The sequence below is a fragment of the Rhodoferax sp. ZS1R8 genome, from assembly GCF_056521325.1.
Genome location: NZ_JBWMBA010000002.1, coordinates 179,342 through 195,637, shown reverse-complemented (window position 1 = coordinate 195,637; position 16,296 = coordinate 179,342). Strand labels below are relative to the sequence as shown.

Sequence of the window (16,296 nt, the reverse complement as noted above, 5' to 3'; positions counted from 1 at the left end):
GTCATGCCCCTGATAAAAGTTCGTCCATCGCGTCGGTCAGGTCGTCGTCGGAGAACGGCTTGCACAGAAAGCCCTGCGCACCCTCCTTCAGCGCCTGGATGGCGGTCGCCTTGTCCGCCAATGCCGAGACCACGAGGATCTTGATATCTGGCTTGATTTTTTTCAGCTTGCGGATGCACTCCAAGCCATCCATGCGTGGCATGGTCAGGTCCATGGTCACGATGTCAGGCTTGTCGGGCATAAACCGCTCTACGGCCTCCTCGCCATTGGCAGCGGTAGCCACCACGCGCATGTTGTGGCGCGTCAAGGCGCGGGAGATTTTCCCGCGGATGACGTTGGAGTCATCAATGATCATCAGTTTGAGTTCCATCAGCTGTGTGCCTCCGCCTGCAATGCCAGTGAAGCCAGGTTGGATGAGGAGAACAAGTGGGACGGAATTTGCACACGGAAGTGGCAATACTTGCCCGGTGCCGTTCCAATGTGGATTCGTCCTCGAACCCGTGCGACCAGATCCCGGACCACGTCCAGCCCCACGCCCCGCCCCGCGTCTTCATCCACCGACTCATGCGTGGAGAAGCCCGGCTTAAAGATCAGTTCCGTCAACTGGCGCACATCGGCCTTGCGCGCCTTCTCGGCATCCAAAGCGCCGTTGCGCACCGCTGCCTCCCGCAACTTTTCCACATTGATCCCGGCACCGTCGTCACGAAAGCTCAGCTCCAGCGCGCCATCTCCTGCTTCCGACAGGTACACCGCGATAGCTCCCTTTTCCTCTTTGCCCAGGTGGGCACGCTCTTGCGGTGTCTCCAACCCGTGTGTGACAGCGTTGCGAATGAACTGCGTGACGATGGTGTCTATCGTCTCGCGCATGGACTTGGTTACTTTTTCCAGGTCCAGGCCGTGGTAGGTCAAATCGGCCTTCTTGCCTTTGCGATTGGCGATCTGCTGGGCAAGGTTGCGCCACTGGGCGACAAAGGGCGAATTCTGGCGCGCCGGGTCGTGCTCGGGCTTGGGCGGCTCCACGTTTACAACGCCGCGCACCTGGGCAATCCGGGCCATGGCTTCCTGGACCGCATGCAGCTCTGCGTAGATGGAGCGGACACGCACAATCACTGGCAGCAGGTCTTCGTTCTGCAGGTTCGGCTTGCCACGCAAACCTTGCAACAGGTCTTCAAAACTGTGCAGCGATGTTGCGATAGCCTGCAAATTCAGTGCCGCTGCATCCCCTTTGATACGGTGGGCGATGCGGAAGAAGTGGTCGATATCGGCGTTGGCAACACCGGATGTGGAACCGCTCTTCAGCGCTTCATTGATGCGGTTGAGACCTGCAACCGAGCCTTCCAAGAAGTCCCGCATCTGGCTGGCATCGGCCTGCAGGATGTAGACCATCATGGCCATCTGGTCCTGCACTTGGCGTTCGCTGTTGATCAGTTCACGCTCCAGCTTGACCCGCCGGGTAATGTCGGAGGCAGTGACCAGCAAGTGCGTAATCTTGCCTTTGTCCACCACCCGGTTAAAACGAAAATTCAGGTAGCGCGTTTCCACCGTGCCGTTCTCTCGGGTGGTGTTGATTTCAAGTGCGTCCAGCGGGTTGAGGCTGGCTACCAGTTTTTCCTTCACGTCAAAACGCAGCAACAACTCAATATATTCTTTGGTGGTGTCCAACGTCTTCTGCGAAACCATCGGTTTGAGGATTGCCAGAAAGTCGCCGCCAGGCTTGACGGTGGTGCCCAGAACTTGGCTTAGTGCATGGGATGTCTGGGAGCCTATATGGAAATTGTTGTCCAGCAGAAACAAGCCCTCTTGCATGGTGCGCAAGATGTTTTGCGTTTCGGCCTGCATGCGGTCGACCTCGCTGTCGCTGGCACGCAGGCGCCCCAGAAACACGTAGACGATGAGCGCAAAGTTCAGGAATGCCAACGCAATTCCGCCAGTCTGGATCTTGCGCAACGTGGCCGCTTTGTCCGCCGACAAGGACTCCATGCGCGAGGTCAGCAAATTCGAGGTTTCCAAAAGATTCAGGTTGTCCGGCACCAGCACTTGCAGCAGAGCGCCAAAGTCGTCCTGCGTGGGGTTCTCCTTCTTGCGCAGGGCCTGAACCTGCTCGTTGATGGGTGCCCACAACTCATCCAGCAGCTTGAAGAATGCGGCCGCCTGCACGTCGTCCTGCGGTGTTAACGCAACCCGCGCTCCACTCTCCAACTGCATACCGCCTTCGCGGAAAGCCGTCAGCGCAGCTTTCAGCGCATCCACCGTGGAATAGAGATCCTTCAGCTCCGAGAAGCTGGTAGCGCCGTTGCTATCGATAACGCCTTGTGTGCCACCCTGTTCCAGCAACAGTACGGTCTTTACCAACTGTTGCACCTGGGTACGTTGCTGGCCGGCCAAATTCAGCGAGACGGCGTCTGTTGCGATCTGGCGGGAGATCACGAAGGTCAGCACCATCACCGCGCCGAAGATCACCAGGAACAGCCCGGTGAGCAGAATAACCAAACGGTACTTGCCTAGGTTGAGCATAGCGTGCACTCTTGTGGGTTCACGCCCGCAAGGCGAGCGAATACGTGCTGCCCTCGACAGCCGCCGCGCCGTCGGTCTCGCAACTGATAGAGCAGGCGAATACCGGATTTCCATCCATCAGCGTGGGTGGAGCCAGCCGATGTGCCTTGAAGCCTGCAATGCGCAGCAAGCGCTCCACACCCAGCGGCGAAACCGTGATAAAGCGTTTGGCACCGTGCCGCGCCGCGCACTCCAGCGAGGCCTGCAGAAGACCCACAGCAATTGGCGACGAGAACTGTGCAAGCGCCGATCCACCCTGAACGCTGAAGTCGACCGCAGCGAACCGGGATAGCTCCCACACATCGGGCGAGTGGGGGGGCGCAATGCCGTGCAGCAGCTGGGGAAACACTTCGTCCAGCAGATACGGCCGTGTGGTGGGCAGCAATCGCGCAGTACCCACGACCTCGCCATCCTCATTCTGGGCCACGACGTAGACCGTATCGTCGCGGTCGAATTGGTCGTATTCCAGCGCGTTCTCGCACCGCAGTTGCCAGCCGAGCTTCTCCACGAAAACCTTATGGCGGTAGCGTGCAACGCCGGCCATGATCTCCACCGACAGATCCGCGGGTGTCCCGGTAACTATGTTCACGTCGTCTCCTTTTTCACAAGAGGAGATTCATTGAACCGCGCTTATCAGCGCCTTGTAACTACTAGAACTGGTAGGTTTGTAAGAAAGAATTCAGGCGTAGCGTGCCGCCACAACCTGGGGCAATATTTCGCGCCAGGCCAAAGCATCAACGACCGTGCCAAGAATTTCGAGATTGCCGAGCCAGCTTGCGTCGCAGCCGCTGTCCTGCGTCAGCATCAGGTTGCTGCGCGGCAGGCCAACGCGAATCCAGCGTGCGCCCGCTGCCAGCGTCTGTAGGCGCCAGTCCCAGCCGATCGAAATCGTGGGGTCTCGCGTGCTGACCCATTCGGTATAGCCAGACAAAGAGGTTTGCGTGCCGCAGGCACTTTTGGGGTTGCTTGGGTCGGCATCCACGCCCGATACCAGATGCTCCAGCGGCGTCGACAGCAGTTGATCGACAGTCAAGCGGATCAATCCATCGGGTGATAGGTGCATAGGATCAACTGGACTGGGTGGGCTGTCACATCGGCTAGTGTGTCCGGCCGAATATATGCCAAATTGCCTGCTAGTTCAACAGACCCAGCATGGCCGCCCGCACCACAGCAGCAGTGCGGTTCGCGGTACGCAGCTTCGCGACTGAATTCTTGATGTGGAAATTCACTGTGTTTTCCGAGATGGAGAGCAGGTCTGCGATCTCACCGGAGGATTTTCCGTCGGCTGTCCATTTCAGCACCTCGATCTCGCGCCCTGTCAAATCCGGCTGCGACTCCTTGAGCAGTTCGGACACGAAGAGGCGCGACAGCGCAAGGTGCGAAATATTGACCAGCCAACGCATCTTCACTTCCTGGCTTTCCAGCTCCGCAGCAGACAGCGCGTCACTGGAACGCGCAAGCGATAGCATGCCGCCAACACCCACGGCGTCAAGACTGGACTGCGCCCAACCGAACCGCAAGCCGGCCGATTGGCTCTCTTCCCACAGATCGGGCGTCGACTCAAACACCGCATGGCTCCAGACCAGCGGAGTTTGCGATTGGCGCCCGTGGGCCACAGTTGGGTCTACGGCCAGGTAGCCCTGGCTGGCATAGCGCGTCTGCCATGCCAGCGGGTAGTTGCTCAGCATGACTGTGCGGGGATTGGAGATTGGGGTCGGCAAACGCAACCCGTAGGCGCAGTATTCGAAGCCCAACGCCTTCGACGCGCCCTCGATTTTTACGAAAACCTCGTCCGCAGTACGTCCCGTATCAGTAATACCCAGCAAGTCGCCCTGCCAAGTGTTCATGGCTTCTCCTTCCGTTCACCGCCACGGTGTATGGCTCCAACTCGGATCCGGTATGCACCGGTAGTTTTGCTCTTCTGCAAGCAGAGTACAACGCCTATTGCAGCATTTATCGCTAGCATTTGGTAACAAATGGATACAGAGTGCGCCCGGCCGAACGAGTCCGAAGCGCTCTTCCTGCCACTGATTGCGCAGCACGGCGGTCACTGCATCAAGCATGAAGGAGACTCGCTACTGGTAGTGTTCGACACGCCGCAACAGGCGCTGAACGCCGCACGGGACATGCTTGCTGCCGCGGCAGCGGTCAATCCCGGGCGTGCTCCCGAAGACCGGATAGAAGTATGCATAGGATTGGGCTATGGCAGCGTATTGCGCATAGACAACAACGAGATCTGGGGCGCCGAAGTCAATGCTGCATCCAAGCTGGGCGAGGACACGGCCCAGGCTGGAGAGGTGCTGGTGACCGATGCGTTCCGTCAGGCGCTGGACGGCGAACCATTTGTTGCTTGCGGTACGCTGTTTGGCAGTCGCACCATTTACCGCCTATCGCCGGCCTAGCGCCGCTGCCTCCGCCACAGCGCCCTTGCCACGTGAGCATGCAGCGCTACCCACAACCAGGGGTCCAGCACCGCGTCCCACACATTGCCGCTGGGCAGGCGCACAGCCGCAAACGCGAACACCGCCATCGGCACGGTCCACAGGCGCAGATTGCGCGTGGGCACGGGCATAGACCCCGCAAGCAGCAGCCAGGGCAGAAGTGCCACCACCAGCACGCCAACCACAGCCGCCGTGCTGAAGCCCCATGCGTACATCTGCATTGGCAATAGCGCAAAGCTGTCCAACAACAGCGCCCAGCCCGTCAGCACGCCCCATACGGCGAGCACCAGTGTGGCGCGGTGCGGAGTTATGTTCGGCGGCATTCCGGATCGGGTTGCGAAAAACCGCGCACGCAGCAGCGCATCGCACAGCAACACCGTTACGATGCTGGGGGCCTGGAACGCAAGCCCCAGCCAGTAGGCGGGTGAATAAGGGCCGGGTACCCAGCTCCAGATTGCCAACACCAGCGCCACGCCCCACTGCTTGCCATCCAGCTTGCCAGCGGGCGCCGGTATCCAACGGCCCATCAGGTTTGCGCCCGTGCAGGCCAACACCACGCTCCAGCCCAGGTGCAGCCAGATTTGCATGGCCAGCGCGTGGGGCAACACTGGGCTGTCGGTCGCCGCTAACTGCGCCAGCCATGGCGCCCAGTGTGCGCTCATGGCTTGGCCTCCACGATGCTGGGGGGTGCCAGGCGTTGCCATGCAATGCGGTGCCGGTCCACGGTATAGCTGACCCACAAGCTGCCGTCGAGCCAGGCCAGCGCGGGATACGAAAACTCGTCGTCGAAGCCGCCCTTCTCCAGGGTTTGGACTATGGTCCAGTTCCGGCCATCCGCCGATTGGCTCAGGTCCAAGGTCCCGCGGGACGCAAGCGACGAGTTATGGGCCAACACCAGGTGCCCCGGCGCCAGACCCAAGCCCGCGACTGCCGCATCGGGGTTGTCGAGCGCAAGGTCCGGCAGGTCCGTCCAACGCCGGCCGCCGTCCAGAGTCTGGGCCACGCCGACCTTGCCCTTGGGGCGTTCATCGCGCATGTAGGCCAGCCAGGCGCGTGGCGACTGCATGACCAGACTGGGCTGCAGCGCATACGGCCGTTGGGACATGCGCACCATGCCCCGGTAACTTCCGTCGCTGTCAAAGCGCAAGGCGGTGGGGTATTTGATGCCAAGTTCAAAGTGCACCGGCAGCACCATGCCTCCGTCCTGCAATTGCAACGGCGCGTTGCGCACCAGGAAGCTGGTGTTCCACAACCACGACAGCGGCAACACCCGCACCGGCTCCAGAATCAGCTCTTCCGAGCCACTGCCCGCACTGCTCTGGCGCAGATGCAGGACCCGTGAGGCCGCCCAGCCACCCCAACCGGTCGCCACCACGAACAGGTTGACGCGTCCTTTGCCATCCATCCACGCGACCGGGTTGCCCAGACGGCGCAATCCATGACCTAGCTGCTCGCCCATCGCAAAGCGGTTCACAACAAAGCGGGCTGGTGTCCACCGTTGGGTGGCGCGCAGATACTGCGATGCGGCGATCTGCACATTGGGTCCACTCTCGCGGTCACCCGAAAACCAAAAGACAGTCAGCGCCGCAGCATGGTTGGCGGGCATGGGCAACAGGCTGCTGGCGTGGGCCGCCGCCATGCCGGCGGGCATCGGAATCTCGCCCCGGGCGACCACCTGCAAATGGGTAAGGTCGGTAACGGCCGGCACGGCAGGCCACACCGCGCTGGCCTGCGGTGGTGCGCTCGGGCGCTGCCACAGTTCCACAACCAGCACCGCAGCCACGGCCAGCACCGCGCACAGCAAGCGCCAGTAGACAGAACGGAGGGGCATGGTCAACAATTCAGGCGCTCAGGGTTTAGGACCCCGGTATCTTAGTTGCAGGCAGCGGCCATGGCCCCGTCCGTGGCGCGCGAATGCCAATGCGGTGAAAATCATGTGAATGACTTCACCCACCATCCTCAGCGAGCGACCCCTGGGCTTTCCTTGGCAAACCCTGGACCCATTCCTGTTTTGCGTACACCACAATGACGCTTATCCACAGGGCAATGCGGCCATGGGCCCGCTAGCCTCGCTGGCAGGCCGCAATATTGGGCAGGACTTTGCCGGCAAGGACGGCTGGAGCATGTACCACGGGCAAACCATTCCCGGCTTCCCCTCTCACCCGCACCGCGGCTTCGAGACCGTGACGATCACCCGCCAGGGGTTGATAGACCACTCCGATTCTCTGGGAGCCACCGCGCGCTTTGGCGCCGGCGACGTGCAGTGGCTGACCGCTGGCAAGGGCATCGTGCACTGCGAGATGTTTCCACTGGTTCACACCGACAAACCCAACCCGGCCGAGTTGTTCCAGATCTGGTTGAACCTGCCCGCTAAAAGCAAAATGGTGGAGCCGCACTTCACGATGCTATGGCGTGAGGATATTGCCCATGTGCACGCGGTGGATGCCGCCGGCAAGACCACCGATGTCGCTTGCATAGCGGGGAAACTTGGCGACACCAGTGGCCTGCCGCCGCCGCCGGATTCTTGGGCGTCAGAGCCCGATGCCGACCTCGCCATCTGGACCATCAAAATGCAGCCAGGTGCACGCTGGACGCTACCCGCTGCCAGTGGCAACGGCACGCGGCGCATGTTGTATTTCTTCAAGGGTTCCGCCCTGGCGATCGCCGGACAAACGGTTCCGCCCGTCAGCGCTATCGAGATTCAGGCAGGAGTCGACACAGAACTCGTCTGCGGCCCGGATATGACCGAACTGCTGGTACTGCAGGGCCTGCCCATCAACGAGCCGGTAGCCCAGTACGGCCCGTTTGTCATGAACACGGAGGCAGAAATCCAGCAGGCTTTTCTGGACTACCGTCGGACCGGGTTCGGCGGCTGGCCTTGGCCTGCAAGCGACCCCGTACACCCGCGCACGCAAGGGCGTTTTGCCAAACACGCCGATGGGCGGGTCGAATCACGCTAATCAAAAAACGCCTGTAGCCCTCGTCTGGATAGCGTATGCAGCTATTATTTTTGTAGCAATTCTCAGGCTTTGACAACCTGTGCGTAGGCCCATTCCAGCCATGGCAACAAGGCGGCCAGATCTGCTGCTTCGACTGTTGCGCCACACCAAATACGGATGCCGGCAGGTGCATCCTTATAGGCCCCGATGTCAAACGCCACGCCCTGGGCTTCAATCATCGCCACCATTTGCTTGACCTGAACATCACTGACCGCCAGCGTCATGCAGACGCTGGTGTTGGAGCGCGTGGCCGGGTCTTGCGCCAGAAACGAAATCCAGTCGTGCGCAGCAACAAAGTCCTCGACGATCTTCAAATTTGCCTGGCTGCGCGCCATAACGGCCTGCACGCCGCCCAGGCTGTCTACCCAGGCCAGGGCGTCCAGGTAATCGGAGACGCACAGCATCGATGGCGTGTTGATGGTGTCGCCCTGAAACAGGCTCTCCAATAGTTTGCCATTGGCCGTCATGCGGAAAATCTTCGGCAATGGCCACGGCGGTGTGTAGTTTTCCAGCCGGGTGACGGCGCGCGGGCTCAGTACCAGCATGCCGTGTCCACCCTCGCCACCCAGCACCTTTTGCCAAGAAAAGGTCACGACATCCAGTTTGTCCCACGGCAGTTCCATCGCGAAAACGGCCGATGTAGCGTCACAAATGGTCAGGCCCGCACGGTCAGCCGGGATCCAGTCGCCATTGGGCACCTTTACGCCCGATGTCGTACCGTTCCACGGGAACACCACGTCGTTGGCAAAATTTGCGCGTTTCAGATCTGGCAGCACGCCATAGGGTGCATCGATAACGTTGACGCCGGGCAGCTTGAGCTGATGGACGATGTCGTTGACCCAGGTCGCGCCAAACGTCTCCCAAGCCAGCACATCCACACCGCGTGGACCCAGCAACGACCACAGAGCCATCTCAACCGCCCCGGTGTCCGAAGCGGGAACGACAGCCACCCGGTAGTCCGTAGGCAGGCCCAGGACACGGGCCGTTTCGGAACAGGCCAGCCCCAACGCCTTTTTGCCCAGCGCGGAGCGGTGCGATCGGCCCAGCGTATCCAATTGAAGCCGGGCTACGTCATAACCGGGGCGCTTGCTGCAAGGGCCTGAAGAAAAATTGGGGTTCTGAGGTTTAACCGTGGGTTGCATCGTGGTCTCGTGGAACATATGAAAATCAAAGCGGCCGTGCAGTGGGCAATACCGGGCAGGCACCCCGCGGGTGCCAGAGCTCTGCAACTCTAACGGGGAAAACGAGCCTATTTCTCTGCGAGCGCTTTCAGGTTGGCCAGCCCGCGCTCAAAGTCTTTTCCGACCATGCTGTCCATGCTAACAAAGACCCCCATCAGCTTGGCGATGTAGGGGCTGGGGCCGTACATGGCCCAGGTCACTGTGGTGTTGTTGCCGTTGCCGGCCAGCGAATACTGCGTGGTGTTGTGCGCCTCGAAAGGTTTAAGAAAATCCAGCTTCACAGTGACGCTGGCATTCGGTACCGTTTGCAAAATCTCCATGCGCCCGGAGCCTACCGCGTCATTGCCAGTCCAAGCATATACAGCGCCCTGCCCGCTGGGTGCGCCGCTGTGCGTGGTCTGCATCGCTGGATCCAGATTTTGCCAGGGTGACCAGGCGGGGAAACTGTGGAAGTCATTGAGCAGGGCGTAGACCTTGGCCGGCTCAGCATGGATGTTGATGCTGCGTTCTACGCGAAAGGCGTCCGGCCGTGTGGTCGCAAAGATCAGCAGCAGCGCAATGGCGGCCAGCAGCCCGAGAAAAATCTTCTTGACCATAAACGGCTCCTCAGGGTGGGGATTGGACAACGCCGCACTATACCCAATGCCTATTGGTGCAAGGTCACCACACCCATTGCATCAAATTGTTACAAATCCTCACTTTTCTGGGGTCTGACCGTATGATCGGTCCGGCATACCCGCAAGCCCTCACAACCCGTACAGGCGCCAGCATGAAACACCAGGGATTCTTGGAGTACCGGCACTTCCGCTATCTCAAGCTGGCAGGGTGGGTCGTTTCTTTGTCTGCAATGGCCTATGTTTGGCACCGGCTATACCTGTTCCAAACCCCCGGGAAGCTAGGCTATGGCGGAACCTTGCCCGGTTACACATTCGGAGCGGCAGCCACAGGATTGGTGATTTGGCTGGCCTGGCTGGGCATCCGCAAAAGGCGCTACCACAGCAGCAGTAGTGCCCAGGGTTGGCTGTCGGCGCACGTCTATCTGGGGTGTTCCGTCGTCATTCTGGCCACGCTGCACAGCGGCTTCGAACTGGGTTGGAACAACCATTCGCTGGCCTACCTGTTGATGTGGATTGTTGTTGGAAGCGGAATTTACGGCGTGGTGGTGTTCAGCCGAGTCCCGTCGCGACTAACCACGACCATGGGCGACGACACGCTTTCTTCGCTGATGCTGCAACTCCAGGACATCGATAGCCAAGCACAGCAATTGGCCCTGACGCTCCCCGATCAGTACAACGCGCTGATCCTCAACGCAGCCCATAACACCCGGCTGCAAGGCACCGCTCTAGAGAATCTGCTGGGCACGGTGGGCGCCAACTGCCCTACTGCGCACGCCGTCACCGCCATCGAAACCCTGAACCAAGAAATAAACGCCGAGTCCGCCCGGGCCGGGCGGGAAATTTATGGGCAGATGGTGCGGCGCCAGGGGCTGGTGGACCGTATCCGCAAGGCCTACCGGTTGACCGCCAAGCTGCGGCTATGGTTGATGCTGCATGTACCGATGTCGATCGCGCTGCTGGTAGCGCTGGTGGCCCACATCATCTCTGTTTTCATCTATTGGTAGCGCGGAATGATTCGCTGCACTATTGTCGAAACCACGGCGCAAGGTGGTGAAACTGCTCGCCGCATCGCCCGCGCCACTTCTTCCGAATCCCTGACCCTGGGCCGCGCAGCGGCCTGCAAGATTTACCTTCCCGCCGCACAGGTGCGCCTGGAGCACGCCGAGATCCACCGTGCCGAAGACGGCTACCTGATGCTGCAAGGCCGGGGAGGCTCTGTACTCGTCGATGGCAAGCTACAAGAATCGATCCGTCTTGCGACTGGCCAAGTCATTCTGATCGGCCCGTTTGAGTTTGTCGTCACCGATATCACGCACGGCCCCGAGTGTGCGCAACCACTGCTAACACTGCAGTTCACGCATAAACCTGTGAGCCAGGTGCGCGCCGATACTCCGCGCTCGCAGGGCGGTTTCCGCCGCTCGCTGATTGGCATGCGCAGCCTGTCGTGGTTAGCCGCGCTGTTATTCAGCGTGACCTTGTTGGCACTGCCCCTGTGGCAGGCTTACGAACCCATGGAACTTGTGAATGACGGCCCGCCACCAGTCAAGCTAGACGCGCTGTGGAACCCGGGGCCCATTTCATCGGCCCACCTGACTATTGGCAACCAATGCCAGAACTGCCACACGAAGCCGTTCGAGCGCGTACGAGACCTTGCCTGCGTATCCTGCCACCAACGGTCGGGAGCCCACATTCCGGACCACCCGGCGCTGCAGGCCCAGGTCTTCGCGGGCCAGCGCTGCGCGAGCTGCCATAAAGAACACCAGGGCGCGGACAGCATGCAAAAGATCGACGCCATGGGCTGCGAGCAATGCCACGCAAACGTCAAGGCCCTTGCACCTTCCAGCACACTGCAGAATGTGGGTGACTTTGGCAAAGAGCACCCAGACTTCCGCCTGACGATAAAAAACAGCTCGGCGCCAAATGCGCTTCAACGCGTAGTCCAGACGCCTGCGCTCAAAGAGAACAGCGGTATCAAGTTCCCGCACGACGTCCACCTACCCCTCCAGGGTGTTCGCAGCCCAGTAGGGCCCGCCGCTTCCGGTGGCCGAGTCTTTTTGCAGTGCAATAGCTGCCACCAACTCGACAGCGCGAAGGTTCGCTACCAACCAGTTCGTATGGAGCAAGCCTGCATCAGCTGCCACCAATTGGGAATAGACCCTCAAAAGCCCACGCGGCAGGTGCCGCATGCGCAACCCCAGGTCGTGGTCTCGGCGCTGCGTGATAGTTTTTCTGCTTTGGTGCTGGAAAAAAACCCATCCCAAGTGGTAGTAGTGAATTCGCTATTGCAGGGTCCCCGACTGGGAGCCGCGTCTTCGCAGCTCAGCGCATCAGCCCGTTGGGTCAACGAGAAGACGTTGGCAGCAGCCACCGACATGTTTGAAAACCCAAAGGGTACCTGTCTGACATGCCACAGCATTGAACGCCAGACAGGGCTGGACGCGAATGGCATGCCGATGTGGAAAGTGCAGCCGGTTTTAAGCAATGACCACTGGTTACCCAAATCCAAGTTTTCACACGCACAACACGCCAACGCCGCCTGCAGCAGCTGCCATGCTGCGGCCAAATCCAAGACCAGTAGCGATATTCTGATACCGCCCATCTCCACCTGCCGAACCTGCCACATCGGTAGCCGAGCGCATGACCTGAGCATTACCCGACAAGACAAGGTCATCAGCCAGTGCAACAACTGCCACGATTTCCACGCGCCAGTGGTGCATGCCAGCTTTGCCCCAGCCACCAAGCCCCAGGCCAGTGCATCCGCCCCTGACAAGGCGGCCTCCGCACCATGAACAAGACGCCCCGCACCCTGCTCGCATGGCAACGGCTTGTCCGCGCAGCAGCGTGTGCGCTGGCGCTGCCACTGCTGGCCTGCGGTGGCAGTGGGGGTGGCGGTGGCTCAGCCACATCGGCACCAGTCGCTGTTCCGGAATGTGGCAGTGCCTGCTCTGCCGACAAACTGACCGCCGCTGAAGTTGAAACCATCGTCGCGCAGGCCGTGGTGCAAGCCCAGGCCCAGGGTGCACGCGCCACCATTGCGGTGACCGACCGCGTCGGCAATGTGCTGGCAGTGTTCAGCATGTCGGGCGCGGCCACCACATTCCGTATCGACGGCGGCCGCGGCGTGCGCGGGGGGCTGGAGCAGGTGGACACGTTGCCCAGCACGCTGGCTGCTATCAGCAAGGCGCTAACCGGCGCTTACCTGTCCAGCGCGGGCAATGCCTTTTCCACGCGCACGGCCAGCCATATCGTTCAAGAGAACTTCAACCCGCAGGAGGCCAACCAGCCATCCGGTCCGCTCTTCGGCGTGCAGTTTTCGCAGCTTGGTTGCTCGGACGTGATGCGCAAGGAATCCGACACCAGCCTGGGCCCCAAACGCGCGCCTCTGGGTTTGTCCGCCGATCCGGGCGGATTGCCGGTCTACAAAGGCGGCCGTCTGGTTGGCGGCGTGGGGGTGATTGCGGACGGCATCTATGGTTTGGATCTGGACATCCGCAATATCGACAGCGACCTGGACGAACAGTTAGCGGTCGCCGCAGTGCGCGGCTTTGAGGCACCTGCCGACATCATCGCCAGCCGCATCACGCTGGATGGCCGCAGCCTGCGCTACCTCGACACCGTGTACAGCGGAGCGGGTTCGGCAGCACCGGCACTGTCCACACTGCCGGGCAGTCTGCAGGCAGTGGCGGGCTATTTCAGCCCTCCTGTCCGAACGGGTGTGGCCTTTGGCGATGCAAACTCTGGCTTACGCAAGGACAGCGCAGGCTTTGCCGCGCAAAACGCCTACATCGTCGTGGATGCGGCCAACAACAACCTCTACCCGCCCCGCGCCAGCACCGACGGTTTGGTTACGGCTGCGGAGGCCCGCCAGTTGGTGGCCTCCGCGCTGGACGTGGCCAACCGCAGCCGTGCGCAGATCCGCAAACCGGCAGGCTCTACCGCGCAGGTCACCGTTTCGGTCGTGGGTTTGGACGGCGAGATACTGGGTATTGCACGCTCGCCGGATGCGCCAGTCTTTTCGCTGGATGTGTCGGTGCAAAAGGCCCGCAGTGCCGCTTTTTTCTCCAACCCCACCAGTGGCGCGGCACTGCAGGCGCTGCCCGATGCCAGTTATCTAAAACCGGTCGCCACGTCGTCCATTGGTAGCTATGTGGCCCAGTTGCGCAATTTTCTGAACCGTCCCACGGCGTTGTCTGACGGCCTGGCATTTGGTGCGCGCACCATTGGTAATCTGGCCCGCCCGATGTTTCCGGATGGCATCGCCATCACCGGGAATGGACCGTTGTCCAAACCTCTTTCCGCGTGGAGCCCTTTCAGCACCGGCCTACAGCTGGACCTGTCCATCAACGCCATAACCGGAACGCCCCCTGTACCTGCGGTGGGATGTACGGGGCTGCCCAACCTGAGGAACGGCTTGCAGATCTTCCCCGGGGGCTTCCCGCTGTACCGGGTCAGCGGCAGCAGCGCGCAACTGATAGGTGCGGTGGGCGTGTCCGGTGACGGTGTGGACCAGGATGACATGGTCGCCTTCTTGGGCATTGCCAACGCGTCGCGCATTTTGGGAACCGGGCTTGGCCACGCGCCTGCCGGCATGCGGGCCGACAAGCTGCCCCTAACGGGTGGACAGCTGCGCTATGTGCAGTGTCCTCAGGCCCCGTTCAACAACAGCGATGAACAGAACGTATGCGCCGGCCTGTGACACGCCACTTGCACTGCGGCCCTGCACGGCGCACGGCACTGTCACTGGCAGTGTTGGCACTGATGGCTTCGTGGGCTTCTGCGCAGTCCGCACCCGCGCCGCCACCCGCCAACGAGCCGGCGATTGAACTCAAGCGCGCACAGTCCGAGCCGCTGACGTTCACACTGCCCGACATTGACCCCCGCCAGGTGCCACCACCGGAGCGCCTGGATCCCCGCGTCAGCCTGCCGATACCGGACCGCTGGCGCCTGGTAGAACAGTTGGGCGTGCCAGACCGGCGCTGGGACCCGTACAACCAGAACACGCTGAAGGGCGACCGGCCATTTGAGGCCTTTGGTGGTTGGGGACCGGACTGGTTTTTAAACCTCGGTGTGGTATCCGACACGCTGGTCGAGAGCCGCAGCGTCCCCACGCCGGTGGGCGCACAGTCGGCGGCGCGCCAGCAGGCCAACGATGTGTTCGGGCAGGGGCGCCAGACCGTAGTCGCACAGACGGTCATCCTCAGCGCATCGGTGGTGAAGGGCAACACCACGTTCAAGCCGCAAGACTACGAGTTCAAGTTTACCGGTGCCTTCAACGCCACGAACGCCCGCTTGGAAGAAGTGCGTGGCCTCAATGCCGACCCACGCATAGGCACCATCCGCAAAGACCGCCACTTTGGTGTGCAGGAAGCATTTGCCGACATCCACCTGCGCAACGTATCAGACAACTATGACTTTGACTCGCTGCGCGTTGGCATACAGCCCTTCACCACCGATTTCCGCGGCTTCTTGTTCAATGACCAGGCGCTGGGCGTGCGGCTATTTGGCAACCGCGACAACAACCGCCAGCAGTACAACCTGGCGTGGCTGCGGCGCTTCGAGAAAGACACCAACTCGGGGCTGAACGATGTGTCGCAACGCATGCGCCGCGACGACACCTTTGTCGCCAATGTCTACCAGCAAGACTGGCCGGTACTGGGCCACACCACGCAACTCACCATTGCACACAACCGCAACCGCGAAGGCGGCGATTCCGACTATTACGACCGCAATGGTTTCCAGGTGCGCCCGGCCATCACCGGCGATGTGCGTGGCCGCAACTACGACGTGACCTACCTGGGCGCCAATGGCGATGGCCACTTCGGCCGATGGAACCTGAGCACATCCTTGTATGCAGCCATTGGCAATGCCAGCTACGACCCCATCGCCCAGCAATCCCAGCGGATTGAAGCCGGTTTTGCGGCTGCCGAGCTGTCGCGCGACTTTGACTGGCTGAGACTGCGTGCGACCTGCATACTGGCCACCGGCGACAAGGACCCATTCGACGGCCGCTCCACTGGCTTTGATGCCATCTTCGAAAACCCGCAGATCGCCGGGGCGGACACCAGCTATTGGATACGGCAGGCCATTCCGCTGATCGGCGGTGGTGGCGTGGCACTGTCTGGTCGCAACGGTGTACTGCCCAGCCTGCGCTCCAGCAAGGACCAAGGCCAGTCCAACTTCGTCAACCCCGGTTTGCAGTTGCTGGGCATCGGTGCCGATGTAGACCTGACGCCGCAATTGCGGCTGCTTGTCAACCTGTCCAGCATCTCGTTTGCCGACACCACAGTGCTGCAATACCTGCGCAACCAAGGTCCGGTAGACCGCCAATTGGGCACCGATCTTTCTGTAGGGGTGCAGTACCGCCCGTTCAGCACGCAGAACGTGGTGCTGAACGCGTCGGTGGCAGCGCTGGAGCCAGGCAGAGGCTACAAGCAATTGTTCGACAGCAGTGAGCGGCCTTACTCGGTGCTGGTCAACTTGCTGCTCACCTTTTAAGAACAAAACC

At 61.0% G+C, this 16,296-nt stretch carries 15 protein-coding genes; 6 read left to right on the top strand and 9 right to left on the bottom strand.

Annotated elements, in window-relative coordinates; all coding sequences use genetic code 11:
• Position 1: 1 nt before the first annotated feature.
• The 5 genes from AC097P_RS06905 to AC097P_RS06885 form a co-directional block, all read right to left on the bottom strand.
• Complete coding sequence (locus AC097P_RS06905; RefSeq protein WP_479609657.1) at positions 2-370, bottom strand: response regulator; 369 nt, start codon at positions 368-370, stop codon at positions 2-4.
• Positions 370-2,514: an ATP-binding protein gene (locus AC097P_RS06900; RefSeq protein ID WP_479609656.1), complete on the bottom strand. Its 2,145-nt coding sequence runs from the start codon at positions 2,512-2,514 to the stop codon at positions 370-372. The genes AC097P_RS06905 and AC097P_RS06900 overlap by 1 nt, the downstream gene beginning before the upstream one ends.
• 19 nt (positions 2,515-2,533) lie before the next feature.
• Complete coding sequence (locus tag AC097P_RS06895; protein ID WP_479609655.1) at positions 2,534-3,142, bottom strand: acyl-homoserine-lactone synthase; 609 nt, start codon at positions 3,140-3,142, stop codon at positions 2,534-2,536.
• A 90-nt stretch (positions 3,143-3,232) separates the two neighbouring features.
• A complete protein-coding gene (locus AC097P_RS06890; protein WP_479609654.1) occupies positions 3,233-3,616 on the bottom strand; it encodes a DUF4902 domain-containing protein in 384 nt (127 codons plus the stop codon).
• 70 nt (positions 3,617-3,686) lie between these two features.
• Positions 3,687-4,400: an autoinducer binding domain-containing protein gene (locus tag AC097P_RS06885; RefSeq protein ID WP_479609653.1), complete on the bottom strand. Its 714-nt coding sequence runs from the start codon at positions 4,398-4,400 to the stop codon at positions 3,687-3,689.
• A 129-nt stretch (positions 4,401-4,529) separates the two neighbouring features.
• Here AC097P_RS06885 and AC097P_RS06880 point away from each other — a divergent pair, with 129 nt between their 5' ends.
• Positions 4,530-4,955: an adenylate/guanylate cyclase domain-containing protein gene (locus tag AC097P_RS06880; RefSeq protein WP_479609652.1), complete on the top strand. Its 426-nt coding sequence runs from the start codon at positions 4,530-4,532 to the stop codon at positions 4,953-4,955.
• Here AC097P_RS06880 and AC097P_RS06875 read toward each other — a convergent pair.
• The gene (locus AC097P_RS06875) at positions 4,952-5,656 is read right to left on the bottom strand and encodes a hypothetical protein (protein WP_479609651.1); all 705 of its coding nucleotides are present in this window, start codon (positions 5,654-5,656) and stop codon (positions 4,952-4,954) included. The two genes, AC097P_RS06880 and AC097P_RS06875, sit on opposite strands and share 4 nt — an antisense overlap.
• Entirely contained in the window at positions 5,653-6,825 is a 1,173-nt protein-coding gene (locus tag AC097P_RS06870; protein ID WP_479609650.1) for an exo-alpha-sialidase, read from the bottom strand. The genes AC097P_RS06875 and AC097P_RS06870 overlap by 4 nt, the downstream gene beginning before the upstream one ends.
• 109 nt (positions 6,826-6,934) lie before the next feature.
• Here AC097P_RS06870 and AC097P_RS06865 point away from each other — a divergent pair, with 109 nt between their 5' ends.
• Positions 6,935-7,954, top strand: a complete 1,020-nt coding sequence (locus AC097P_RS06865) for a pirin family protein (RefSeq protein ID WP_479609649.1) — start codon at positions 6,935-6,937, stop codon at positions 7,952-7,954.
• Positions 7,955-8,016: 62 nt separating this feature from the next.
• Here AC097P_RS06865 and AC097P_RS06860 read toward each other — a convergent pair whose 3' ends face one another.
• Both AC097P_RS06860 and AC097P_RS06855 read right to left on the bottom strand, forming a co-directional pair.
• A complete protein-coding gene (locus tag AC097P_RS06860) occupies positions 8,017-9,153 on the bottom strand; it encodes a phosphoserine transaminase (RefSeq protein ID WP_479609648.1) in 1,137 nt (378 codons plus the stop codon).
• 89 nt (positions 9,154-9,242) lie between these two features.
• Positions 9,243-9,770 carry an SRPBCC family protein gene (locus AC097P_RS06855; RefSeq protein WP_479609647.1) on the bottom strand — a complete coding sequence of 176 codons (528 nt, stop codon included), beginning with the start codon at positions 9,768-9,770 and terminating at the stop codon, positions 9,243-9,245.
• A gap of 173 nt (positions 9,771-9,943) precedes the next feature.
• On the opposite strand from AC097P_RS06855, the gene AC097P_RS06850 reads away from it, so the two are divergent.
• Genes AC097P_RS06850 through AC097P_RS06835 form a run of 4 tightly spaced genes read left to right on the top strand, consistent with a single transcriptional unit; the run spans position 9,944 to position 16,286 of the window.
• The gene (locus AC097P_RS06850) at positions 9,944-10,795 is read left to right on the top strand and encodes a hypothetical protein (RefSeq protein ID WP_479609646.1); all 852 of its coding nucleotides are present in this window, start codon (positions 9,944-9,946) and stop codon (positions 10,793-10,795) included.
• Between the two features lie 6 nt (positions 10,796-10,801).
• Positions 10,802-12,580, top strand: a complete 1,779-nt coding sequence (locus tag AC097P_RS06845) for a multiheme c-type cytochrome (RefSeq protein WP_479609645.1) — start codon at positions 10,802-10,804, stop codon at positions 12,578-12,580.
• Positions 12,577-14,487 carry a heme-binding protein gene (locus tag AC097P_RS06840; RefSeq protein ID WP_479609644.1) on the top strand — a complete coding sequence of 637 codons (1,911 nt, stop codon included), beginning with the start codon at positions 12,577-12,579 and terminating at the stop codon, positions 14,485-14,487. Before AC097P_RS06845 ends, AC097P_RS06840 begins: the two co-directional genes overlap by 4 nt.
• Entirely contained in the window at positions 14,484-16,286 is a 1,803-nt protein-coding gene (locus AC097P_RS06835) for a hypothetical protein (protein ID WP_479609643.1), read from the top strand. The genes AC097P_RS06840 and AC097P_RS06835 overlap by 4 nt, the downstream gene beginning before the upstream one ends.
• Positions 16,287-16,296 lie beyond the last annotated feature (10 nt).

Coding starts and splice junctions, on each gene's coding strand:
- AC097P_RS06905 (WP_479609657.1), bottom strand. CDS start 370: ATGGAACTCAAACTGATGATCATTGATGACTCCAACGTCATCCGCGGG.
- AC097P_RS06900 (WP_479609656.1), bottom strand. CDS start 2,514: ATGCTCAACCTAGGCAAGTACCGTTTGGTTATTCTGCTCACCGGGCTG.
- AC097P_RS06890 (WP_479609654.1), bottom strand. CDS start 3,616: ATGCACCTATCACCCGATGGATTGATCCGCTTGACTGTCGATCAACTG.
- AC097P_RS06885 (WP_479609653.1), bottom strand. CDS start 4,400: ATGAACACTTGGCAGGGCGACTTGCTGGGTATTACTGATACGGGACGT.
- AC097P_RS06880 (WP_479609652.1), top strand. CDS start 4,530: ATGGATACAGAGTGCGCCCGGCCGAACGAGTCCGAAGCGCTCTTCCTG.
- AC097P_RS06875 (WP_479609651.1), bottom strand. CDS start 5,656: ATGAGCGCACACTGGGCGCCATGGCTGGCGCAGTTAGCGGCGACCGAC.
- AC097P_RS06870 (WP_479609650.1), bottom strand. CDS start 6,825: ATGCCCCTCCGTTCTGTCTACTGGCGCTTGCTGTGCGCGGTGCTGGCC.
- AC097P_RS06865 (WP_479609649.1), top strand. CDS start 6,935: ATGACTTCACCCACCATCCTCAGCGAGCGACCCCTGGGCTTTCCTTGG.
- AC097P_RS06860 (WP_479609648.1), bottom strand. CDS start 9,153: ATGTTCCACGAGACCACGATGCAACCCACGGTTAAACCTCAGAACCCC.
- AC097P_RS06855 (WP_479609647.1), bottom strand. CDS start 9,770: ATGGTCAAGAAGATTTTTCTCGGGCTGCTGGCCGCCATTGCGCTGCTG.
- AC097P_RS06850 (WP_479609646.1), top strand. CDS start 9,944: ATGAAACACCAGGGATTCTTGGAGTACCGGCACTTCCGCTATCTCAAG.
- AC097P_RS06845 (WP_479609645.1), top strand. CDS start 10,802: ATGATTCGCTGCACTATTGTCGAAACCACGGCGCAAGGTGGTGAAACT.
- AC097P_RS06840 (WP_479609644.1), top strand. CDS start 12,577: ATGAACAAGACGCCCCGCACCCTGCTCGCATGGCAACGGCTTGTCCGC.